The organism is Allosphingosinicella sp. (genome assembly GCF_035626655.1).
Taxonomy (GTDB): Bacteria; Pseudomonadota; Alphaproteobacteria; order Sphingomonadales; family Sphingomonadaceae; genus Allosphingosinicella.
The window spans coordinates 63,661-80,649 of record NZ_DASPNF010000022.1 but is presented as its reverse complement, the minus strand read 5'-3'; the positions used below and the strand labels follow the sequence as shown (position 1 = coordinate 80,649).

Below are 16,989 nucleotides of genomic sequence, written 5' to 3'. Positions count from 1 at the left end.
TTGCCCCCTTCTGATGGCGACTATGATCGGGCTTTCGGCAGGCAGCAATCGGTCATCGCGCCGGCCCCGCCGGATAGAGGAGGATGACGGTCTCGGCGTCCGACGGGCCGTAATTGTAGTAGAGGAGCCGCTCGCCGTCGGCGCGGCGGCCGGCGGAGAGGCTCAGCTGGCGCGGCGCCCCCGTCCCCTCGTTGCTCCACCGGATGCCCTGCCAGCGGCCGAGCGGCGATTCGGGCGCGTCGTTGCCGGTCGCGGCGCGCGTGCCGAGCCGGCCCAGCGGCGTCTCGACGCGGCCCCGGTCGGGATAGAGGATGAGCCCGTCCAGCGCGGCGGCGGCGCCGTCCGCGCCGAGCGCGAGGCCGCCGTCGGACCGCCGGGTGACGGTCAGGGTCACGCGCCCGCGCTCGCCGAGGCCGATCTGCCGGGTCAAAGCGAGATAGCGGCGATAGTCGGCCTCGCCGATCCCCAGATTGGCGTGCCAGGGCAGCTCGCCCTGCGGGTGCTGCGCCGCATAGGTCTCGTACCAGGTGCGGTTGCGGAGGATGGCAGCGGCCATGCGGTCGCGCAGCGCCACGGCCTCGGCGGGCGGCGCAAGCGCCATCGCGCGCGCCGCATGGCGGCCGGGCGTGGGCAGATAGTCGGCCAGCGGATCTGGCGCAGCAGCCGGGCCGGCGCTCGTGGCAGGCGTGGCGGCATTGGCTGCGGGACTCGCCGGCGCCGCGCTTTTATTGTCGGCTGGCTGCTCCCCGCTGCACGCGGCGAGCACGATCAGAGCGGGGAAAAGGGGAGCGATCCGCATGCGGACTGCATAGGGACTTCGCGGCGGCAGAGGAATAGAGACACAATTTTCATATTGAGATTATAGTCTCATTAGCCTATCGAGGCCGCGACTCACTGGAAAATGGATCGATGAAACTCACGCCCGCCCAGCTCGACGCCTATTTCGCGCGGATCGGGATCGCTGCCCCGGCGCGCGCCGACGCCGCGGCGCTCGCCGCGATCCACCGCGCCCATGCCCTGGCCTTCACCTGGGAAGCGGCGGACGCCTTCCTGATGCGCCCCGAAGGCGGCATCGATCCGGCGCGCGCGTTCGAGCGGATGGTGACGGGCCGGCGCGGCGGCTGGTGCTACGAGATGAACGGGCTGCTCGGCGCGGCCCTGGCGGGCGCCGGCTTCGCGGTGACCCGGCTCTGCTGCGGCGTGCACCGGGCAACGCTCGGCGAGGCCGCGATCGGCAACCATCTCTCGCTCCGCGTCGAGCTCGAGGACGGGCCGTGGCTGGTCGAGGCCGGGCTCGGCGACGCGCTGCCCGTGCCGATCCCGCTGCGCGCCGGCGCGCACGAACAGGGCTTCCTCGCCAGCGCGATCGAGCCGGCGGACGGGGAATGGCTGCGCTACGTGAACCACCGCCACGGCGTCGCCAGCAGCTTCGACTTCCGCCCGGATTATGCCGACGAGGCGGTGCTGGCCGCGACCGAAGTCTGGATGCGGACCGATCCGGGTTCGCCCTTCACCGGCGCGCTCGCGATCATGCGCCATTTCCCCGACCGGATCGAAAGCCTGGTCAACCGGACCAGGCGCACGCTCGGCGCCGCGGGCCTCGCGGAACGCGAGATCGAGGACGAGGCGGACTTCGCGGCGACGCTCGCGGGTCCGTTCGCGCTCGACCATCCGGACGTGCCGGCGCTCTGGGCGAAGACCGGCGAGGTCGTGGCGCGGGCCAGGGCAGCAGCCTGACCGCGGCGATTTCGCCGCATGGATGCCGGCCGTCCCGAGGGCGGCGAAAGCCCTGCGGCGATTGACCCGTTTGCCGCCCCGCCCCATCATCCGGCCATGAGCCACCGCATCTACAGGATGAGCTTCGCGAGCGTCTATCCGCTCTACGTGCAGAAGGCGGAGAAGAAGGGGCGGACCAAGGCGGAGGTGGACGAAGTGCTGCGCTGGCTGACCGGGCACAGCCAGGCGAGCCTCGAGGCCGAGATCGCGGCGAAGACGAATTTCGAGGACTTCTTCGCCAGGGCGCCGCGCCTCAACCCGAACCGCGAGCTGATCACCGGCACGGTCTGCGGGGTGCGGGTCGAGACGATCGAGGAGCCGCTGATGCGCGAGCTGCGCTACATGGACAAGTTGATCGACGAGCTCGCCAAAGGCCGGAAGCTGGAGAAGATCCTGCGGACGGCCTGAGCCGGCAGTCGGCGAATCGCGACCCTGCTGCGACAAATGGCCCCCTGCGCCCCTTGCCCGCGCGGCTCCGGCGGATAGATTTTTCCCTGCCGGGGCGCCCCTCGCGCGTCCCGGGCGGGGCGTCGCACGTCCGCCGTGCACGCCTCCTGTCGGTGTAAACAAGCAGCGGAGGAATTGAGACATGCGACTGACCCGAACGGCGGCCCTCGCCGGCCTCGCGTCGCTCGCGCTGGCGGGCGCGGCCTGGGCCGCGGAGAAGCCGGTCAAGCCGGTGGTGAACGTGATGGAGGTGGCGCTGCCCGGCGGCGGCGTCGCCCGGATCAGCTATAGCGGCGACGTGGCGCCGCGCATCCTCGTCGGCGAGGCGGGCGCGGACGCGCTCCGGGCGCGCTACGAGGCCGCCCGGTTCGCCGAGATGGACCGGTTCATGGCGGCGATGGCCGAGCGCGCGGCGCTGATGCGCGAACGGATGCGGCTCACCATGGCGGCGCTCGCGGCGCAGGCCCGGAGCGGCGCGCGCGACGGAGATGGCATGCGCTGGGTGAGCCTGCCCGGCTTCGGCGCCGCCGCCGGGGTCGCTCTGCCGCCGGGCGCGGTCAGCTATTCCTCGGTGACCCGGGTGAGCGGCGGCCGCGCCTGCACGGAGACGGTACAGGTGACTCGGACCTCGGCGGACGCGGCCCCGCAGGTCGTGCGGCGGACCTCCGGCGATTGCGGCGCGGGCGCGGCGACGCCGGCCGCCCCGCGCGCCGTCGCCCCGGCCCGGCGCCCGCGCCCGGCGGTGCGGCCCGACCAGGTGATCTGAGCCGCCTCTTGCGGACGGGGTAGACGCGGCTTCCGCGAAGGCGCGCGCTCCCCCTTCCGGCCCGAAGGTCACGAAAGTCACGCCGCTACGTGCGCGCGCGCGAAGCGGAGTCGTCGTCCCCTTCGGGGTCGCCCTCGATCTCGATGTCGCGGAACGCCTCGAAATGCTCGCCGAGGCTGCGCTGGGGAAAGTCGCGCGGCCAGTCGTCCTGGCCTTCGAGCGGCGCGGGCCGCGTCCCGTAGCGGACGGGGTCGTGCCGGCTCAGCAGGAAGATCAGCAACCGCTCGGACGGCCGCCGCCGCTCCGAGACGAGCACGCCGTCCTTCCAGACCTGCTCGACCATGCCGCCGGTCGCATAGTCGAAGGCAAGGGCGGCCAGCGACCGGGCGGCGATTGCCATGGCGGTGTCCCAGGCCTCGGAAAAGGCGCGCGCGTCGGGGCGGGCCGCCAGCCGATAGGCCGAGCGCACCGACATGCCGACCGATCGCGCGGCCGTGGTGACGCAGCCGGTCTCGGCCAGGGTCTCGATGAAGGCGATCTGCCTGTCGACGGTCCAGCCGTCGCGGCGCGGGCGGACGGGGACGGGGGCGAAGGCGAGAGGATCGGGTCGTTCGGTCATCAGGGGCTCCTTCAGGGAAAAAAGGAGCCGGCTATTTATACCGAATCGGGGGCTGTAGGAAAATTGTTTTTCACCTTTTGTTCCGATGCCCGCTCCGCGATTCCCTGGCCGGCGCGCCTGTGCGAAAGGGGCGGGCCGTCGCCATGCCCGTCAGCCTGTCTCCCAAGCGGAAGAAGCCTCATGCCCGTGATCCTGCTGCTCACCGTCTCCAACCTGTTCATGACCGTCGCCTGGTACTGGCACATCAAGGGAGAGGGGCTGAGCCGGCCGCTGGTCGCCGTGATCCTGATCAGCTGGGGGATCGCGCTGGCTGAATATTGCTGCGCCGTCCCCGCCAACCGGATGGGCGCGCTCGCCGGCTGGACGCCCGGCCAGCTCAAGATCGCGCAGGAGGCGATCGCCCTCTCCGTGTTTGGCGTCTTCATGGTGACCTTCCTGGGGGAGGCGATCAGCTGGCGGCATGTCGCGGCCTTCGCCTGCATCATGGCGGCGGTGGCGTTCCTGTTCGTGGGGAAGTGAGGGAGTGGATCGGGTGGCCGGCGTGCTCGGAGGGGGCAAGAAGGAAGTACCGGGAACCAGGGGAGGCTTGCCCTTGCGCCGCCCTGGCGCCGCGGCCTAGGTTCCGGCAATGCCCCGCGCCCGCTCCCTGTTCGTCGCCCTCGCCCTCGCCGCGCCTGCATCCGCCCCGCTCGCCGCGCAGCCGCCGGCGCCGGCCCCTGCCGTCCCGCCCTGGCAGGTCGACTGGGGCTCGCATTTCTGCTCCCTGATCCGCCAGCCCGCCGCCGGGCGGCCCTATGCCGCGGCGCTCCTGACCGTTCCCGGGAGCAACAGCAGCTCGCTGCTGCTCGTGCCCGAGGGGAATGCAACGCTGCCGCGCGGCATCGACACAGCTGTGCTCATGCCGGGAGGCCGCGCCTTTCCGCTCCGCGCTTTCCAGCAGAGACGCGGCACGGCGCAGGTGCTGCAGATCACCGGCTTCCCCTATGACCTGCGCGGGCTGCTCGAGGGCGCGGAGGCGCTGGAGCTTCGCGCCGGGACCGAGGTGCGGCTCCGCATTCCGGTCGACCAGTCGCGCGCCGCGCTCGCCGCGCACCGCGAATGCACGGCCGGGATCGCGCGGCAATGGGGGATCGACGAGGCGGCGCTGGCGGCGCTGCGCGAGCGGCCGTTCACCACCAACGGCTTCGGCTTCCGCTCGTCGGATTATCCCCAGGTTTCACTGTCGGACCGCAACCAGGGGCGGGTGATCCTGCGCGTCATGGTCGCCGCCGACGGGCGCGCGGCCGAGTGCAGCGTCGTCGCGACGAGCGGCGACCCGCAGATCGACGACCGCAGCTGCCGGGTGGTGCGGGCGCGGGCCCGCTTCACGCCGGGCCGCGACGCCTCCGGCCGGCCGGTGGCGATCGCCTCGGTCTTCACGGTGACCTGGCTGGTGCCCGGGGCGCGCTGAGCGGAGGAACCGGTGCGGCCTAGTCCTCGAACGGCCCGTCGCCCTCGCGGTCGCGCTCGTAAGAATGGGCGAGCGGGAAAGGCGGGAGCGAGGCTTCGCGGCGGATGGTCCAGCATTCGTAGCTGGGGGTGAACTGGCTGGGCGCGTCGAGCGCGCCGAGGTGAAGCTCGATCTCGCCGGAGCCCGGGAAGCTGGCGAAGACGGAGGAGCCGCAGGCGGGGCAGAAATGGCGGCTCTTGTACTCGCGCGTCTCGCCCTCGATCGTCACCTGTCCGGCCGGGAAGATGGCCGCGGCGTAGAACAGGGCGCCATGATGCTTGCGGCAATCCATGCAGTGGCAGAGGCCGACGCGGTTGGGGGTGCCGGTGGCCGTGATGCGGACGGCGCCGCAGAGGCAGGAGGCGGTGTGTTGGGGCATGGTGAGACTCCCGTTGGCTCAGGAGGCATGGCCGCAGTCCAGCTGTTCGCACTCAGACCGATCTTTATACGAGAGAGAAGTTCGGATATCGCTTTTCGATGGCCGCCAGCCTTGAGAATATCTCGGTGATGTATCCAAGTGTCTCATTAAAGGTGGGAAAGTAATCTGCCGGATGAGCGCATTCATTTCTCTTAGAGAGCATCCCGTGAAGCGCCTTTTTTTCAGCCTTTCCCAGCACTCCCATAACCTTAAACGCATCAATTAGAGCAAACTCTGTCACTTCCTCCCGCAAATATTCTATCGATGTGACATTCCATGCGGGTCGCGCGGCGTTGAGAGCAGCAAATCCGTCGCTCGCCGCCAATTCCTGCATACAGTCAGTCATCCCCGCCCACGCCATGACATGAGCGGCCCTAAATACTCCAACCTCCACGCATCGCAAAGATTGCCTTAAAAGATCATCCTGCTTCAAGTTTAGGCCATTGAGGGTGTCATAGCTTTGATCTAACGTCACAGTCCGCGTCGGCGAACTCTCTATTACGCCAAGGATCGAAGCGGCTTCAACTTCGAAAAGCCGGAGATTCTGTGCTAAGACAGCAATCTTATTTGGATTTGGCATCGAATAGGTGCTTACGCATAGCTGCAAAGAACTTGTCGTACACCTCGCCTGAAGCGTCCCCAGGTAGGCTGAGCTGGATGTTCATCACCACGGCCAATCCATCATCCGTGGGGACCTTCGTCTGGCTGTTATGAATGGGCGTCTCGGGGCGAGGGACTTTTGCGGAAGTGTTGCCTTCAGGAGATGCCGTCTCGATGCCGTCGAAGTTACCATATTGGGCGAGTGCCTTGAAGGTCCCGACCATCTTTTTGACATTCGGTTCGCTAGCAGTGGTTTTCGCCTTGAAGAAATTAGTTAGGGACTCAGTGTCCTTCCGGTGAGCGTCCGGAAATGTTTGAAATAGTTCGCTATATGCTTCTCGGGTGCCCTTCGCCACCGCGAGCGCCGGATCGGTACGTGCCTCTCGCCACAAATCTGTTGGCACTCCGCTGCTGTCTAAGAACCCTATGAAGCGAAGGACGCCCACAACCGATCGGTCGTGGCTACTCTTGTAACCCCAAACAGGAAGGTCCTTCGTCGTAAATTTTGCCGGAAAGCCATGTTTGCCGATCGCGCTAATGACGTTCGTGAGCGTCCCGGTGTTTTGCGTGGAAGGATACATGCACGGCCCCCTGGCTATGTCGCGGATGTTAGCGGCTTTGCGCCCCAAGCCAAGTCCATGGTTGGTGTTGGGAGTTCTGCTCTGGTATGTTTCGTTGTGGAGGGGTGCACCAATGGCCACACAATCCTTGTCCACTGCGGGAGGTAGAAGTCCCAGGTTTCCATTTTTCCCGCTCAGCGATGCGATCTCCTATGCAGAAAAGATCTATCAGGGCGTCCACAGGAGCCCAGTTGATTCTCTAACTGCATACAAACTGATGGGTTTCACGGGGAAAACGGGAAGCAGCTCGAAGGCCCTTGGCGCAGCCAGACAATTTGGTCTTGTTGAAGGAACAGGGGATAGAACGAGAATAACAGATTTGGCTCTCAAGATATTCGAGCCGGCTTCTCCGAATGAAAAGGCTGAGGCTATCAATGATGCTGCGCGGCGCCCGGAACTTTATAACCAGATATTGTCTCGGTTCGAAGGACGTATTCCTTCGGCGGATGAGCCCTTACGGGCCTTTTTGATACGCGAGGCGGGGTTCTCGAAAACAGGTGCTGACAGCTTCTTGGAATCGTTCCGAGCAACTCTGAATTACGTCGGCCAGTTCGTTCCGATGAAGCAAGACCATTCGGATCAAGACAACGATAGACAAGAAGGCGATGGTAATTCCCTACAACAGGAAGTCGAAGAAACTCCTGTCGGGGATAGCGTCGCCCCGTCCGAGCCCAGCCGGCTTGAGCGATCTGGTGAGGTCTTCCGCGTCCCGGTAGCTCGGCATTGCATCGCAGAGCTGCGGTTCGAAGGCCCAGTGACCGCCATCGCGCTCGACAAACTGGTGAAGCACATCGAACTGATGAAGGAAGTGTGGGCGGAGGGGTAGGTTACTCCGCCCCTGCTCCAGTTCGTAAATTGTTCCGCCCTTTCGGAGGCTGAGGCGAAGAAGCGTTCGCTACTCCGCCGCCACCCCGGCCCGCGTGAACATATCATCTCCCTCGCTCCCGGCCTCAGGCGCGTCATTGGCCGCCTTCGCCGCCTGCCGGCGATCAAAATTCTCCCAAACCTCGCCCCAATTCCCCTTCGTCGCGGCCTTGGAATATTCCGTCGCGCGCTGCTCGAAGAAATTGGCGTGCTCGACGCCGTTCAGCAAAGGCGCCAGCCAGGGCAGGGGATGCTCGTCCACCATGTAGATGGGCTGGAAGCCGAGCTGGCCCAGCCGCCAGTCGGCGATGTAGCGGATATATTTCTTGATCTCCTTCGGCGTCATGCCGGGGACCGGGCCCATCTCGAAGGCGAGGTCGATGAAGGCGTCCTCGAGGCGGACGGTCTTCTGGCAGACGTCGAGAATGTCCTCGCGTACGCTCTTCGTGAGGCAGTCGCGCTCCTTGACGAAGGCGTGGAACAGGCGGGTGATGCCCTCGCAGTGCAGGCTCTCGTCGCGCACCGACCAGCTGACGATCTGGCCCATGCCCTTCATCTTGTTGAAGCGCGGGAAGTTCATCAGCATGGCGAAGCTCGCGAAGAGCTGCAGGCCCTCGGTGAAGCCGCCGAACATGGCGAGCGTGCGGGCGATGTCCTCGTCCGTGTCGACGCTGAACGTCGCGAGGTAATCGTGCTTGTCCTTCATCTCCTTGTACTGGAGGAAGGCCGAATACTCGCTCTCCGGCATGCCGATCGTGTCGAGCAGGTGGGAATAAGCCGCGATGTGCACCGTCTCCATGTTGGAGAAGGCGGTCAGCATCATCTTGATCTCGGTCGGCCTGAACACCCGGCCATATTTGTCGTGGTAGCAATCCTGCACCTCGACGTCGGCCTGGGTGAAGAAGCGGAAGATCTGGGTGAGCAGGTTGCGCTCATGCTCGGTCAGCTTCTGCGCCCAGTCGCGGCAATCCTCGCCGAGCGGGACCTCCTCCGGCATCCAGTGGATCTGCTGCTGGCGCTTCCAGAAGTCGAACGCCCAGGGATATTCGAACGGCTTGTACTGCTTGCGGGCTTCGAGAAGAGGCATCAGTCAGACTCCAACCGGAGGTTGTCATTCCCTCCCTCCCCCTTGTGGGGAGGGCTGGGGTGGGGGTGCGGGCCGGCGGACCGCGCGCGACTGCGTCGCGCACCCCCCATCCGGCCCTTCGGGCCACCTTCCCCCACAAGGGGGGAAGGGATTTGTGCGGCGATCGCGGTCAGTACGGCGTCGAGATCCCGCAGTACCTCATTGTTCCAGAAGCGAAGCACGCGATACCCTTCGCCTTCCAGAAAATGGGTGCGCGCGGCGTCATAGTCCAGCGCTTCGCCATGCTGGCTTCCGTCCACCTCGACGATCAGCCGGCAACGATGCGAGGCGAAATCGGCGTAATAGGGACCGAAAGGAACCTGACAGCGGAAGCGGGCGTCAGTCAGCACCGAGCGCATCCCCTTCCAGAGGCAGCGCTCCGCCGGAGTCATCTCCCGGCGAAGCGTTCGTGCACGGGCGACCGTCCCTGGCGCCAGATAAGGGCTGCGACGCATTTTCGTCATGGCCGGCCTCCCTTGAGCGCGTCGAGGCCGGCGAGCGCGCCGCCGAGCAGGAGGAGCGCGCCGAAGCCGCGGACGAACCAGAGCGCGCCCGTGCTGGAGAGGAGGCGGATCTGCAGCGGCACGGTGCCGCCGCCGCCGATATGGCGCTTCTGCCAGTCCATGCCCTTCAGGAAGAAGCCGAGGATCTGCCGCGCGAAGACGAGGCAGCAGAGGCCGAGCAAGAGGGCGATGGCGAGGGGGAGCCAGGTCACGCCTCGTCCTCCTCGCGGATGACGCGGTGGCTGCCGGCGACCTCGCGCTCGCGGATCGTGCGGGTGCGGTAGACGATGCGGGTGCCGCCGCGGGCGCCGGCGCCGAACACGACGATGCCGAGGAAATAGCCGAAATCGTACCAGCCGCCATTATTGGGCACCTGGTAGACGGCGACCTCGGGCACGAACAGCGAGACCAGCCACGACCAGATGAAGATGAAGCCGTCCCAGAGGCCGCGCAGGAAGCCCGGCGCGTCCGCGGCGACGGCGCCCGCCAGCGTCTGCCGCGCGCAGGCGGAGAGGGTGACGAGCAGGCCGAGGGCGGGCAGGGCGCGGGCGGCGGTCATCGTCACAGGTCCAGCCAGCCCAGGCCGATGGCGGTGAAGATGCCGGCGGCGAGGAGGCACATGACGGCGGCCTGGCGGAGCTGGCCGAAGCCGCGCTCGCCGCGGGTGCTGAGGAACAGGCCGACGGCGACCACGAGGAAGACCATGCCGATGACGAAACGGGTCGCGTTCACGATCTGCATCCGTCTTTCCTTCTCAGGCTCCGCGGGCCCCTGCTCTGGCGTGCCCCTCTCCCCCAGCCCTCTCCCCGAGGGGAGAGGGAGTCACATCACTGACAGGCGAGACACTCGTCATAATCGGTCGACTGCAGCTCGATCTCGCGCAGGTTCGGCGTGTTGTCGGCCTCGACGCCGCCGGCGAAGCCGGCGCGCTGCACGGACTTGGAGCGCAGATAGTAAAGCGATTTGATGCCGAGCTCCCAGGCCCGGTAGTGGAGCATCAGGAGGTCCCATTTGTCGACGTCGGCAGGGATGAACAGGTTCAGGCTCGTGGCCTGGTCGATATAGGGGGTGCGGTCCGCGGCCAGCTCGAGCAGCCAGCGCTGGTCGATCTCGAAGCTGGTCTTGAAGACGTCCTTCTCCTCCTGGGTCAGGAAGTCGAGATGCTGGACCGAGCCGCCGCGCTCGAGGATCGAGGACCAGACGCTCTCGCTGTTCTTGGCCTTGTCGGTCAGCAGCCGCTCGAGATGCGGGTTGCGGATCGAGGTCGAGCCCGAGAGCGTCTTGTGGGTGTAGATATTGGCCGGGATCGGCTCGATGCAGGCCGAGGTGCCGCCGCAGATGATCGAGATCGAGGCGGTCGGCGCGATCGCCATCTTGCAGCTGAACCGCTCCATCACGCCCTGGTCGGCCGCGTCGGGGCAGGCGCCGCGCTCCTGCGCGAGCATCAGGCTCGCCTCGTCGACCTGGGCGCGGATATGCTTGAAGATCCGGAGGTTCCAGGACTTGGCCATGGCGCCCTCGAAGGGCAGGCCGCGGGCCTGGAGGAAGGAGTGGAAGCCCATCACGCCGAGCCCGACGCTGCGCTCGCGCTCGGCCGAATAGCGGGCGCGGGCCATCTCGTCCGGGGCGCGGTCGATATAGTCCTGCAGGACATTGTCGAGGAAGCGCATCACGTCCTCGATGAACATCTTCTCGCCGTGCCACTCGTCCCAGGTCTCGAGGTTGAGCGAGGAGAGGCAGCAGACCGCGGTCCGCTCCTGCCCGTTCTGGTCGGTGCCGGTGGGGAGGGTGATCTCCGAGCAGAGGTTCGAGGTGGTGACCTTGAGGCCGACGTCGCGCTGATGCTTCGGCATCGAGCGATTCACCTGGTCGATGAAGATGATGTAGGGCTCGCCGGTCGCGAGACGGGTCTCGACCAGTTTCTGGAAGAGCGAGCGGGCGTCGACGCTGCCGCGCTCCGAGCCGTCCTTCGGGCTCTGCAGCTGCCATTCGCGGCCGTCGCGCACCGCCTCCATGAAGGCGTCGGTGACGAGCACGCCATGGTGCAGGTTCAGCGCCTTGCGGTTGAAGTCGCCCGAGGGTTTCCGGATCTCGAGGAACTCCTCGATCTCCGGATGGGAGATGTCGAGATAGCAGGCGGCCGAGCCGCGGCGGAGCGAGCCCTGCGAGATGGCGAGCGTCAGGCTGTCCATCACCCGGACGAAGGGGATGATGCCGCTGGTCTTGCCGTTGAGGCCCACCGCCTCGCCGATGCCGCGGACATTGCCCCAATAGGTGCCGATGCCGCCGCCTCGCGCGGCGAGCCAGACATTCTCGTTCCACGTCCCGACAATGCCCTCGAGGCTGTCGTTGACGCTGTTGAGGTAGCAGCTGATCGGCAGGCCGCGGCCGGTGCCGCCGTTGGAGAGGACCGGAGTCGCCGGCATGAACCAGAGCCGCGAGATATAGTCGTAGAGCCGCTGCGCATGGGCGGCGTCGTCGGCATAGGCCGAGGCGACTCGGACGAAGAGGTCCTGGAAGGTCTCCCCGGGCAGCAGATAGCGGTCCTGCAGCGTGTCCTTGCCGAAATCGGTGAGCAAAGCGTCGCGCGAATGATCGACCTCGACCGGATAGACGATCGGCTTCACCGATTTCGAATCGGAGTCGCGGGCAGACCCCGTCGCCTTGGGGGCCGCTTTCGCCTTCCTGGGCGCCTCGGTCACGCTCACGCTCACGTCGGCCTGACTCACTTCGCTGCTGCCGGACAGGTCCATCACTCTACCCCTCGTTCCTATAACGTTCCAGTGGGATTCGGGTCCCATCTAAGCGATTCCGGGAGAGCGTGTGCGGGTTGATTTCGCCTTGTCCCCGATATCCACAGGGCAGGCGTCCGTGCCTCGGCGAAGCCTGTCGCCGATTCAACGCTCCCACAACCAATAGCGGCTCCCCCTGCGAAGCGCCACCATCCATTGTGCCTCAAATCGAGTCCGACGCAATAGAGTAAATATGCGGTAAGGATTCGGTTCGTCGCATTTATATGGGTGCGACGAACCGAATCTTCGAGGGTTCAGCCGGCGATTTTGCAGGCTTCCTCCCAAGCCGCCTGGAGGCGCTCGCTCACCGACGGCCCGGCCGGCCGCGGGGCACCCAGATGCACCGTCCGGAGCTCGGCCATGAAGTCCTCCCACAGCTTTGGCCCGCCCGTCTCGAGCAGCTCGGCGCGGACCGACAATTCGTGCGTCACCGGCAGGTGGCGGCGGCCCCAGGCGCCCATCTGGGCGAACAGGGGGACCAGCTGGATCGCCTTCTCGGTCAGGCTGTAGATCGCCTTCTGTTTGTGGCTGGGATCGTCGGCCTTGCTGATCAACCCCGCCGCGAGCAGCCGCTTCAGCCGGTCCGACAGGATGTTGGAGGCGATCCCCTCCTCCGATTCGGTGAGCAGGGTCCGGAAATGCCGGCGGTTGCCGAACATCATGTCGCGGATCACGATCAGGCTCCAGCGGTCGCCGAGCACTTCCAGGGTGAGGTTGATCGGGCAGCCGGAACGGATCTCGGTCATGGACAGGATATAGGGCGCGAAAAAACCGCTTGCAATATGAAATCAGTTTGCCTAGTCAGGTGCAACTGCTTGCAAAGTGCAATCGGTTTTCTGAATGGAGTCCGCCATGAAGTTCCTCTGCCTCTGCCATTATGACGCCGCCGCGTTTGCCGCGCTCGGCCCCGCCGACTTCAAGGAAATCGGTGCGATTTGCGCGCCACATGATGCGGCGCTGAAGGCGAGCGGCCATTTGCAGTTCGTCGGCTCGCTCGCCATGCCCGACCAATATCGGACGTTGCGCGCCGACGCCGATGGCGTCACCGTCGCCGACGGGCCCTATGCCGAGGCGCCCGAGCCATTTGGCGCCTTCTTCCTGATCGAGGCGGAATCGATGGACGAAGCCGAGGAGATCGCCCGACTGCACCCCGGCGCGCATCTGGGCGCGTTCATGCGCGGCGGGATCGAAATCCGGCCGGTCGATTTCTTCGAGCAGCCCTGACCCCCCCAATCCAAAGACCAAGGAGCCTGTCATGTCGAAACTTCGCGTCGCTTCCTTCGGCCTGTCGCTGGACGGCTATGGCGCCGGGCCGGACCAGAGCCTGGCCAACCCTCTGGGCGTGGGCGGGGAGGACCTGCACAAAAGCGGCCTGATCGCCACGCGCACCTTCCGCTCGATGTACGGCCAGGAAGGCGGCACGACCGGCGTCGACGACCGCTTCGCCGCGGCCGGCTTCGAGAATGTCGGCGCCTGGATCATGGGCCGCAACATGTTTGCGGCGAGCCGCGGGCCCTGGCCGGACGACGGCTGGAAGGGCTGGTGGGGCGACAATCCGCCCTATCATTGCCCGGTCTTCGTGCTCACCCACCATGCGCGGGAAGACCTCGCCATGAACGGCGGCACAATCTTCCATTTCGTCACCGGCGGCATCCACGAAGCGCTGGATCGGGCGCGGGAGGCGGCCGGCGGCAAGGACATCCGGCTGGGCGGCGGCACCGCGACGATCCGCGAGTATCTCGCGGCCGGCCTGCTCGACGAGCTGCACCTCGCCGTCGCGCCCGTCCTGCTCGGCAAGGGCGAGGCCCTGTTCGCCGGGCTCGACCTGCCGGCGCTCGGCTACCGGGTGCGCGAGACCGTCCCCGGCGAGGGAGCGACGCATGTGATCCTGGAACGTGCCGGGGCCTGATAGTCATCCCGGCGCAGGCCGGGACCCATGAACAGCCTGGGCGTGTCGGCCCGGTCAAGACGCTCGAGCCTCTCCTTCCACGAATCGAGTTCATGGGTCCCGGCTTTCGCCGGGATGACTCGGGGGCACGGCAGCGCACCCACGCGCCGAAACGAAAGCCGATTGCGCCATTCGGAGACTTGCGGCGGGGGCGGCGATTGACTCTTTTCGGCCGCGTGCAAACATTCCCCGCATTCGCGAGGAGTCGTTTATGGCCGCATATGCCGTGGAGCTCATGACCCGTTATGACGGGCTCGTCATCGCCACCTTCCCGGACCTGCCCGGCGTGACCGCCCTGGGCCGCGACGACGAGGAGGCGCTGGGCGAGGCGCGACGGGCGCTCGACGAGCATGCACGGTCCGGCGAGTTCCTGCCCGAGCCCAGCGCGCGCGGCGCGACCCTGATCGAAGCGCCGCTGATCGTTCCCGCCTAGGGGCGCTTCGAAACCGGCGCCTACCGCCTGGTCGCGGGGATGATGCGGTTGGCGACGATCAACTCGCCCCAGCGGCCCCAGATTCCGCCCTGCATGTAATTGCCCCCGGTGAACACCACGGCGAGCCGATATTCGGGAATGACGAGCAAGATCTGACCGCCATTGCCGGTCGCGGAATAGATTTGGACCTGGCGGCCGTTGACGGTGAACGCGCCGAGATGCCAGGCGAGGCCGTCGACGCCGCGGCCATAATATTCGCCGAACTCCTCCTCGCTGTAGCCAGTGGTGGCCGGGCTGATCTCCATGCGCGGCGCGGTCGACCGGGCGACCCATTCGGCAGGCACGATCCGCCGCCCGTTCCACATTCCGCCGTCGAGATACATCTGCCCGATCTTGAGCAGGTCGCGGGGCCTCAGGAAGGCGCCGCCGCCCAGATAGCCCTCGCCGTTCGGCATCAGGTTCCAGTGCCAGCGGCCGAACTGCAGCGGCCGGGCGAGCATGCGCTCGAACAGGCGCGGCAGCCAGGTGCGCGTGGCGCGGGTCAGCGCCCCGCCGACCAGATTGGTATTGGCCGAGCAATAAGCGTAGCGGGTGCCCGGATCGTGCGCCATCGGCAGGTCGAGCGTGTAGCGCCACCAGTCGGGCTGCTCCCGCTGGCCCTGCATCGTCCCCTCATTGCCCGGCGACGCGTCGTCATTGTCGTTGCAGGCGAGGCCGGCGCTGTGGGTCATCAAATGGGCGAGGGTGATCGCGTCCTTGCGCGGATCGGGATTGGCGAAGGGCGCGCCCGCCGCGAGCAACGGCGCGACCCGCGAGTCGGGGGAAAGGCCGGTCTCGGCCATCACTGTGCCGAGCAGGACGGAGGAAAAGGTCTTGCCGGCCGAGCGGATGTCGTGCGGCGTGTCGCGATCATAGCCGAAGAAATATTCCTCGAGCACCAGCCGGCCGCGATGCGCGACGAGCAGGGAGTGGATCAGCTTCGGCGGCCGCGTCGTCGGATCGGACTGGGCGATGTCGCGGACGATCTGGGTGAGGGCCGCCTCGTCGATCCCGCCTGCGGACGCGGCGGCGGTGCGCCAGCCGTCGCCGGTTGCGGGCGGGGCGCGATAGACGTAGGGCCGCCGGCCGGGCGGGGCGGGGTGGAAGCCCGTGGCGAGCGCCGGCCGGATGCGGCGCAGCACCAGCGGGCGGGTGAAGCCGCGCCAGCGCAGCTCCAGCCGTTCGGGCCGCGCGAGCAGCCGCGCCTCATGGTTGAGCTCGCCGCCATCGTAGCGAAGATTGAAGCGGATCCTGTCGCCCTCGCGCAGCACAAGGAAGCGCGAGGCGCCGCCGGTAAAGTTGAGCTCCGGATTGCGGAAGGCGGCGGTGAGCACGCCCCGGCCGTCCCGGAAGATGCTGAGATAGAGGCGGAAGCGGTCGTCCAGTGGGACGACGTTGCCGCGCCAGCGGCCTCTGCCAAGGGCGGCGAGCGTTACCGGCGTGGCGAAGCGCTGCCCCGAGCCGCCGGGATTGGGCCGGGTCTCGCTGGCGCCCGAGGGCTGCAGCCAGAAGCCCTCGAGCCGGCGGCCGCCGTCGACGAGGCGGCCGCGAAAGCCGCCCTGCTCGCCGAAGCGGAAGAAGAGCTCACCGCCCTCGCTCGTCCCGGCCGCCGTGCGCCCGCCGATCATGCCCTGCCAGCCGGTGCCCCGCCGGACGAGAGTGAGCGCGCCGCGCAGGGCGGGGCCGAAATCGCCCTCATAGGCCCAGAGGCCGAGCAGGGCGTCGTCCGCGGGAGCGGCCTGCGCGGCGGCAGTGGCGGGCCGCAGCGAGGCAAGAGCCAGACCCGCGAACAGGGCGCAGAAGATCCTGAGCATCACGCTGTCTCCTTCGTCTCGCGTTCCGCCAGCCAGGCGGCGATCGGCGCGAAGCCGTGCTGAAGATTGGCCTTGAGCGCGGCGCAGGCGGCGGCGAGATCCCCGTCCCGAAGCGCGGCCATCACCGCCTCGTGCCCGCCGGTCGCCACCGCCACGTTGCGTCGCTCGCGCATCAAAGCGACCTCATAGCGGCGCGTGCGCAGGATGAAGGTGTCGATCAGGTCGAGCAGCGCCCGGTTCGGGCAGCCCGCGATCAGCAGGCGGTGCCATTCGTCGTCGAGCGCGATCACCGCGTCGGCATCGCTTTCCCGGCCGATCCGGCCGTTGAGCTGTGCGAGCGCGCGCAGCCGGGCCGGCGAGGGCAGGCCGGCGAGGCGCAGCGCCTCGGGATCGAGCAAGGCGCGGATCGGATAGAGGTCGGCCAGCTCCTCGAGGGTCAGCGGCTCGACGAACCAGCCGATCCTCGGCCGGTTCGACAGCGCCCCCTCGCGCTCGAGCCCGGCGAGCGCTTCCCGGAGGGGCGTCCGGCTGATTCCGAGCCGCGCGGCGAGATGGACCTCGTTGACCCGCGCGCCCGCCGGGAGCGTGCCGTCGACGATCATGTTGCGGACCGCGCGCGCCGCGGTGTCGGCAAGCGTGTCCCGGGAGAGCGCGGCGGTGGCCATGTTGTATACTGTATACAATAGTGCCACCGACCGCAAGTCATTGCCAAGCGGAGTGAGAGGTGTATGGGGC

23 protein-coding genes are annotated in these 16,989 nt (G+C 67.2%); 9 read left to right on the top strand and 14 right to left on the bottom strand.

Features of this window, described 5'->3' with window-relative positions; all coding sequences use genetic code 11:
- Positions 1–52 precede the first annotated feature (52 nt).
- Complete coding sequence (locus VEC11_RS17175) at positions 53–799, bottom strand: hypothetical protein (protein WP_464135000.1); 747 nt, start codon at positions 797–799, stop codon at positions 53–55.
- Positions 800–909: 110 nt separating this feature from the next.
- Here VEC11_RS17175 and VEC11_RS17170 point away from each other — a divergent pair, with 110 nt between their 5' ends.
- From VEC11_RS17170 to VEC11_RS17160, 3 genes are all read left to right on the top strand, one after another.
- The gene (locus VEC11_RS17170; RefSeq protein ID WP_464134995.1) at positions 910–1,737 is read left to right on the top strand and encodes an arylamine N-acetyltransferase family protein; all 828 of its coding nucleotides are present in this window, start codon (positions 910–912) and stop codon (positions 1,735–1,737) included.
- Between the two features lie 96 nt (positions 1,738–1,833).
- Positions 1,834–2,184 (top strand): DUF2200 domain-containing protein, encoded by a 351-nt coding sequence (locus VEC11_RS17165; protein WP_464134990.1) that lies wholly within the window; start codon positions 1,834–1,836, stop codon positions 2,182–2,184.
- 181 nt (positions 2,185–2,365) lie between these two features.
- Positions 2,366–2,989, top strand: coding sequence for a hypothetical protein (locus VEC11_RS17160; protein WP_464134983.1), 624 nt, complete (start codon positions 2,366–2,368; stop codon positions 2,987–2,989).
- Positions 2,990–3,074: 85 nt separating this feature from the next.
- Here the strand turns inward: VEC11_RS17160 and VEC11_RS17155 are convergent, their stop codons facing one another.
- On the bottom strand, positions 3,075–3,608 hold the full coding sequence (locus tag VEC11_RS17155; RefSeq protein ID WP_464134978.1) for a hypothetical protein: 534 nt from the start codon (positions 3,606–3,608) through the stop codon (positions 3,075–3,077).
- Between the two features lie 180 nt (positions 3,609–3,788).
- Here VEC11_RS17155 and VEC11_RS17150 point away from each other — a divergent pair, with 180 nt between their 5' ends.
- Both VEC11_RS17150 and VEC11_RS17145 read left to right on the top strand, forming a co-directional pair.
- Complete coding sequence (locus VEC11_RS17150) at positions 3,789–4,127, top strand: DMT family protein (RefSeq protein WP_464134974.1); 339 nt, start codon at positions 3,789–3,791, stop codon at positions 4,125–4,127.
- A 109-nt stretch (positions 4,128–4,236) separates the two neighbouring features.
- Complete coding sequence (locus VEC11_RS17145) at positions 4,237–5,058, top strand: energy transducer TonB (protein ID WP_464134968.1); 822 nt, start codon at positions 4,237–4,239, stop codon at positions 5,056–5,058.
- Positions 5,059–5,077: 19 nt separating this feature from the next.
- Here VEC11_RS17145 and VEC11_RS17140 read toward each other — a convergent pair whose 3' ends face one another.
- The 3 genes from VEC11_RS17140 to VEC11_RS17130 form a co-directional block, all read right to left on the bottom strand.
- The gene (locus VEC11_RS17140; protein WP_464134962.1) at positions 5,078–5,476 is read right to left on the bottom strand and encodes a GFA family protein; all 399 of its coding nucleotides are present in this window, start codon (positions 5,474–5,476) and stop codon (positions 5,078–5,080) included.
- A 64-nt stretch (positions 5,477–5,540) separates the two neighbouring features.
- Positions 5,541–6,095: a hypothetical protein gene (locus VEC11_RS17135; RefSeq protein WP_464134959.1), complete on the bottom strand. Its 555-nt coding sequence runs from the start codon at positions 6,093–6,095 to the stop codon at positions 5,541–5,543.
- Positions 6,079–6,696, bottom strand: a complete 618-nt coding sequence (locus tag VEC11_RS17130; protein ID WP_464134953.1) for a DUF5343 domain-containing protein — start codon at positions 6,694–6,696, stop codon at positions 6,079–6,081. Before VEC11_RS17130 ends, VEC11_RS17135 begins: the two co-directional genes overlap by 17 nt.
- Positions 6,697–6,808: 112 nt before the next feature.
- Between VEC11_RS17130 and VEC11_RS17125 the strand changes: the two genes are divergently transcribed.
- A complete protein-coding gene (locus VEC11_RS17125; RefSeq protein WP_464134948.1) occupies positions 6,809–7,561 on the top strand; it encodes a hypothetical protein in 753 nt (250 codons plus the stop codon).
- Between the two features lie 69 nt (positions 7,562–7,630).
- Here the strand turns inward: VEC11_RS17125 and VEC11_RS17120 are convergent, their stop codons facing one another.
- The 7 genes from VEC11_RS17120 to VEC11_RS17090 all read right to left on the bottom strand — a co-directional run bounded on the left by VEC11_RS17120 (position 7,631) and on the right by VEC11_RS17090 (position 12,766).
- Positions 7,631–8,686 (bottom strand): ribonucleotide-diphosphate reductase subunit beta, encoded by a 1,056-nt coding sequence (locus VEC11_RS17120; protein ID WP_464134941.1) that lies wholly within the window; start codon positions 8,684–8,686, stop codon positions 7,631–7,633.
- Complete coding sequence (locus VEC11_RS17115; protein WP_464134935.1) at positions 8,686–9,189, bottom strand: endonuclease domain-containing protein; 504 nt, start codon at positions 9,187–9,189, stop codon at positions 8,686–8,688. Before VEC11_RS17115 ends, VEC11_RS17120 begins: the two co-directional genes overlap by 1 nt.
- Positions 9,186–9,440, bottom strand: coding sequence for a hypothetical protein (locus VEC11_RS17110; protein WP_464134928.1), 255 nt, complete (start codon positions 9,438–9,440; stop codon positions 9,186–9,188). The genes VEC11_RS17115 and VEC11_RS17110 overlap by 4 nt, the downstream gene beginning before the upstream one ends.
- Positions 9,437–9,787, bottom strand: coding sequence for a hypothetical protein (locus tag VEC11_RS17105; protein ID WP_464134924.1), 351 nt, complete (start codon positions 9,785–9,787; stop codon positions 9,437–9,439). The genes VEC11_RS17110 and VEC11_RS17105 overlap by 4 nt, the downstream gene beginning before the upstream one ends.
- Before the next feature lie 2 nt (positions 9,788–9,789).
- Positions 9,790–9,969 (bottom strand): hypothetical protein, encoded by a 180-nt coding sequence (locus tag VEC11_RS17100; RefSeq protein ID WP_464134919.1) that lies wholly within the window; start codon positions 9,967–9,969, stop codon positions 9,790–9,792.
- An 86-nt stretch (positions 9,970–10,055) separates the two neighbouring features.
- Positions 10,056–11,981, bottom strand: a complete 1,926-nt coding sequence (locus tag VEC11_RS17095) for a ribonucleoside-diphosphate reductase subunit alpha (protein WP_464134914.1) — start codon at positions 11,979–11,981, stop codon at positions 10,056–10,058.
- A 293-nt stretch (positions 11,982–12,274) separates the two neighbouring features.
- Positions 12,275–12,766: a winged helix-turn-helix transcriptional regulator gene (locus VEC11_RS17090; RefSeq protein ID WP_464134910.1), complete on the bottom strand. Its 492-nt coding sequence runs from the start codon at positions 12,764–12,766 to the stop codon at positions 12,275–12,277.
- A gap of 106 nt (positions 12,767–12,872) precedes the next feature.
- Here VEC11_RS17090 and VEC11_RS17085 point away from each other — a divergent pair, with 106 nt between their 5' ends.
- The 3 genes from VEC11_RS17085 (at position 12,873) to VEC11_RS17075 (ending at position 14,401) form a co-directional block, all read left to right on the top strand.
- On the top strand, positions 12,873–13,244 hold the full coding sequence (locus VEC11_RS17085) for a YciI family protein (RefSeq protein ID WP_464134904.1): 372 nt from the start codon (positions 12,873–12,875) through the stop codon (positions 13,242–13,244).
- A gap of 31 nt (positions 13,245–13,275) precedes the next feature.
- Positions 13,276–13,929, top strand: a complete 654-nt coding sequence (locus VEC11_RS17080; protein ID WP_464134900.1) for a dihydrofolate reductase family protein — start codon at positions 13,276–13,278, stop codon at positions 13,927–13,929.
- A gap of 250 nt (positions 13,930–14,179) precedes the next feature.
- On the top strand, positions 14,180–14,401 hold the full coding sequence (locus VEC11_RS17075) for a type II toxin-antitoxin system HicB family antitoxin (protein ID WP_464134895.1): 222 nt from the start codon (positions 14,180–14,182) through the stop codon (positions 14,399–14,401).
- Between the two features lie 20 nt (positions 14,402–14,421).
- Here the strand turns inward: VEC11_RS17075 and VEC11_RS17070 are convergent, their stop codons facing one another.
- On the bottom strand, positions 14,422–16,254 hold the full coding sequence (locus VEC11_RS17070) for a serine hydrolase domain-containing protein (protein ID WP_464135571.1): 1,833 nt from the start codon (positions 16,252–16,254) through the stop codon (positions 14,422–14,424).
- Positions 16,254–16,919 (bottom strand): GntR family transcriptional regulator, encoded by a 666-nt coding sequence (locus VEC11_RS17065; protein ID WP_464134891.1) that lies wholly within the window; start codon positions 16,917–16,919, stop codon positions 16,254–16,256. Before VEC11_RS17065 ends, VEC11_RS17070 begins: the two co-directional genes overlap by 1 nt.
- Between the last annotated feature and the right edge of the window lie 70 nt (positions 16,920–16,989).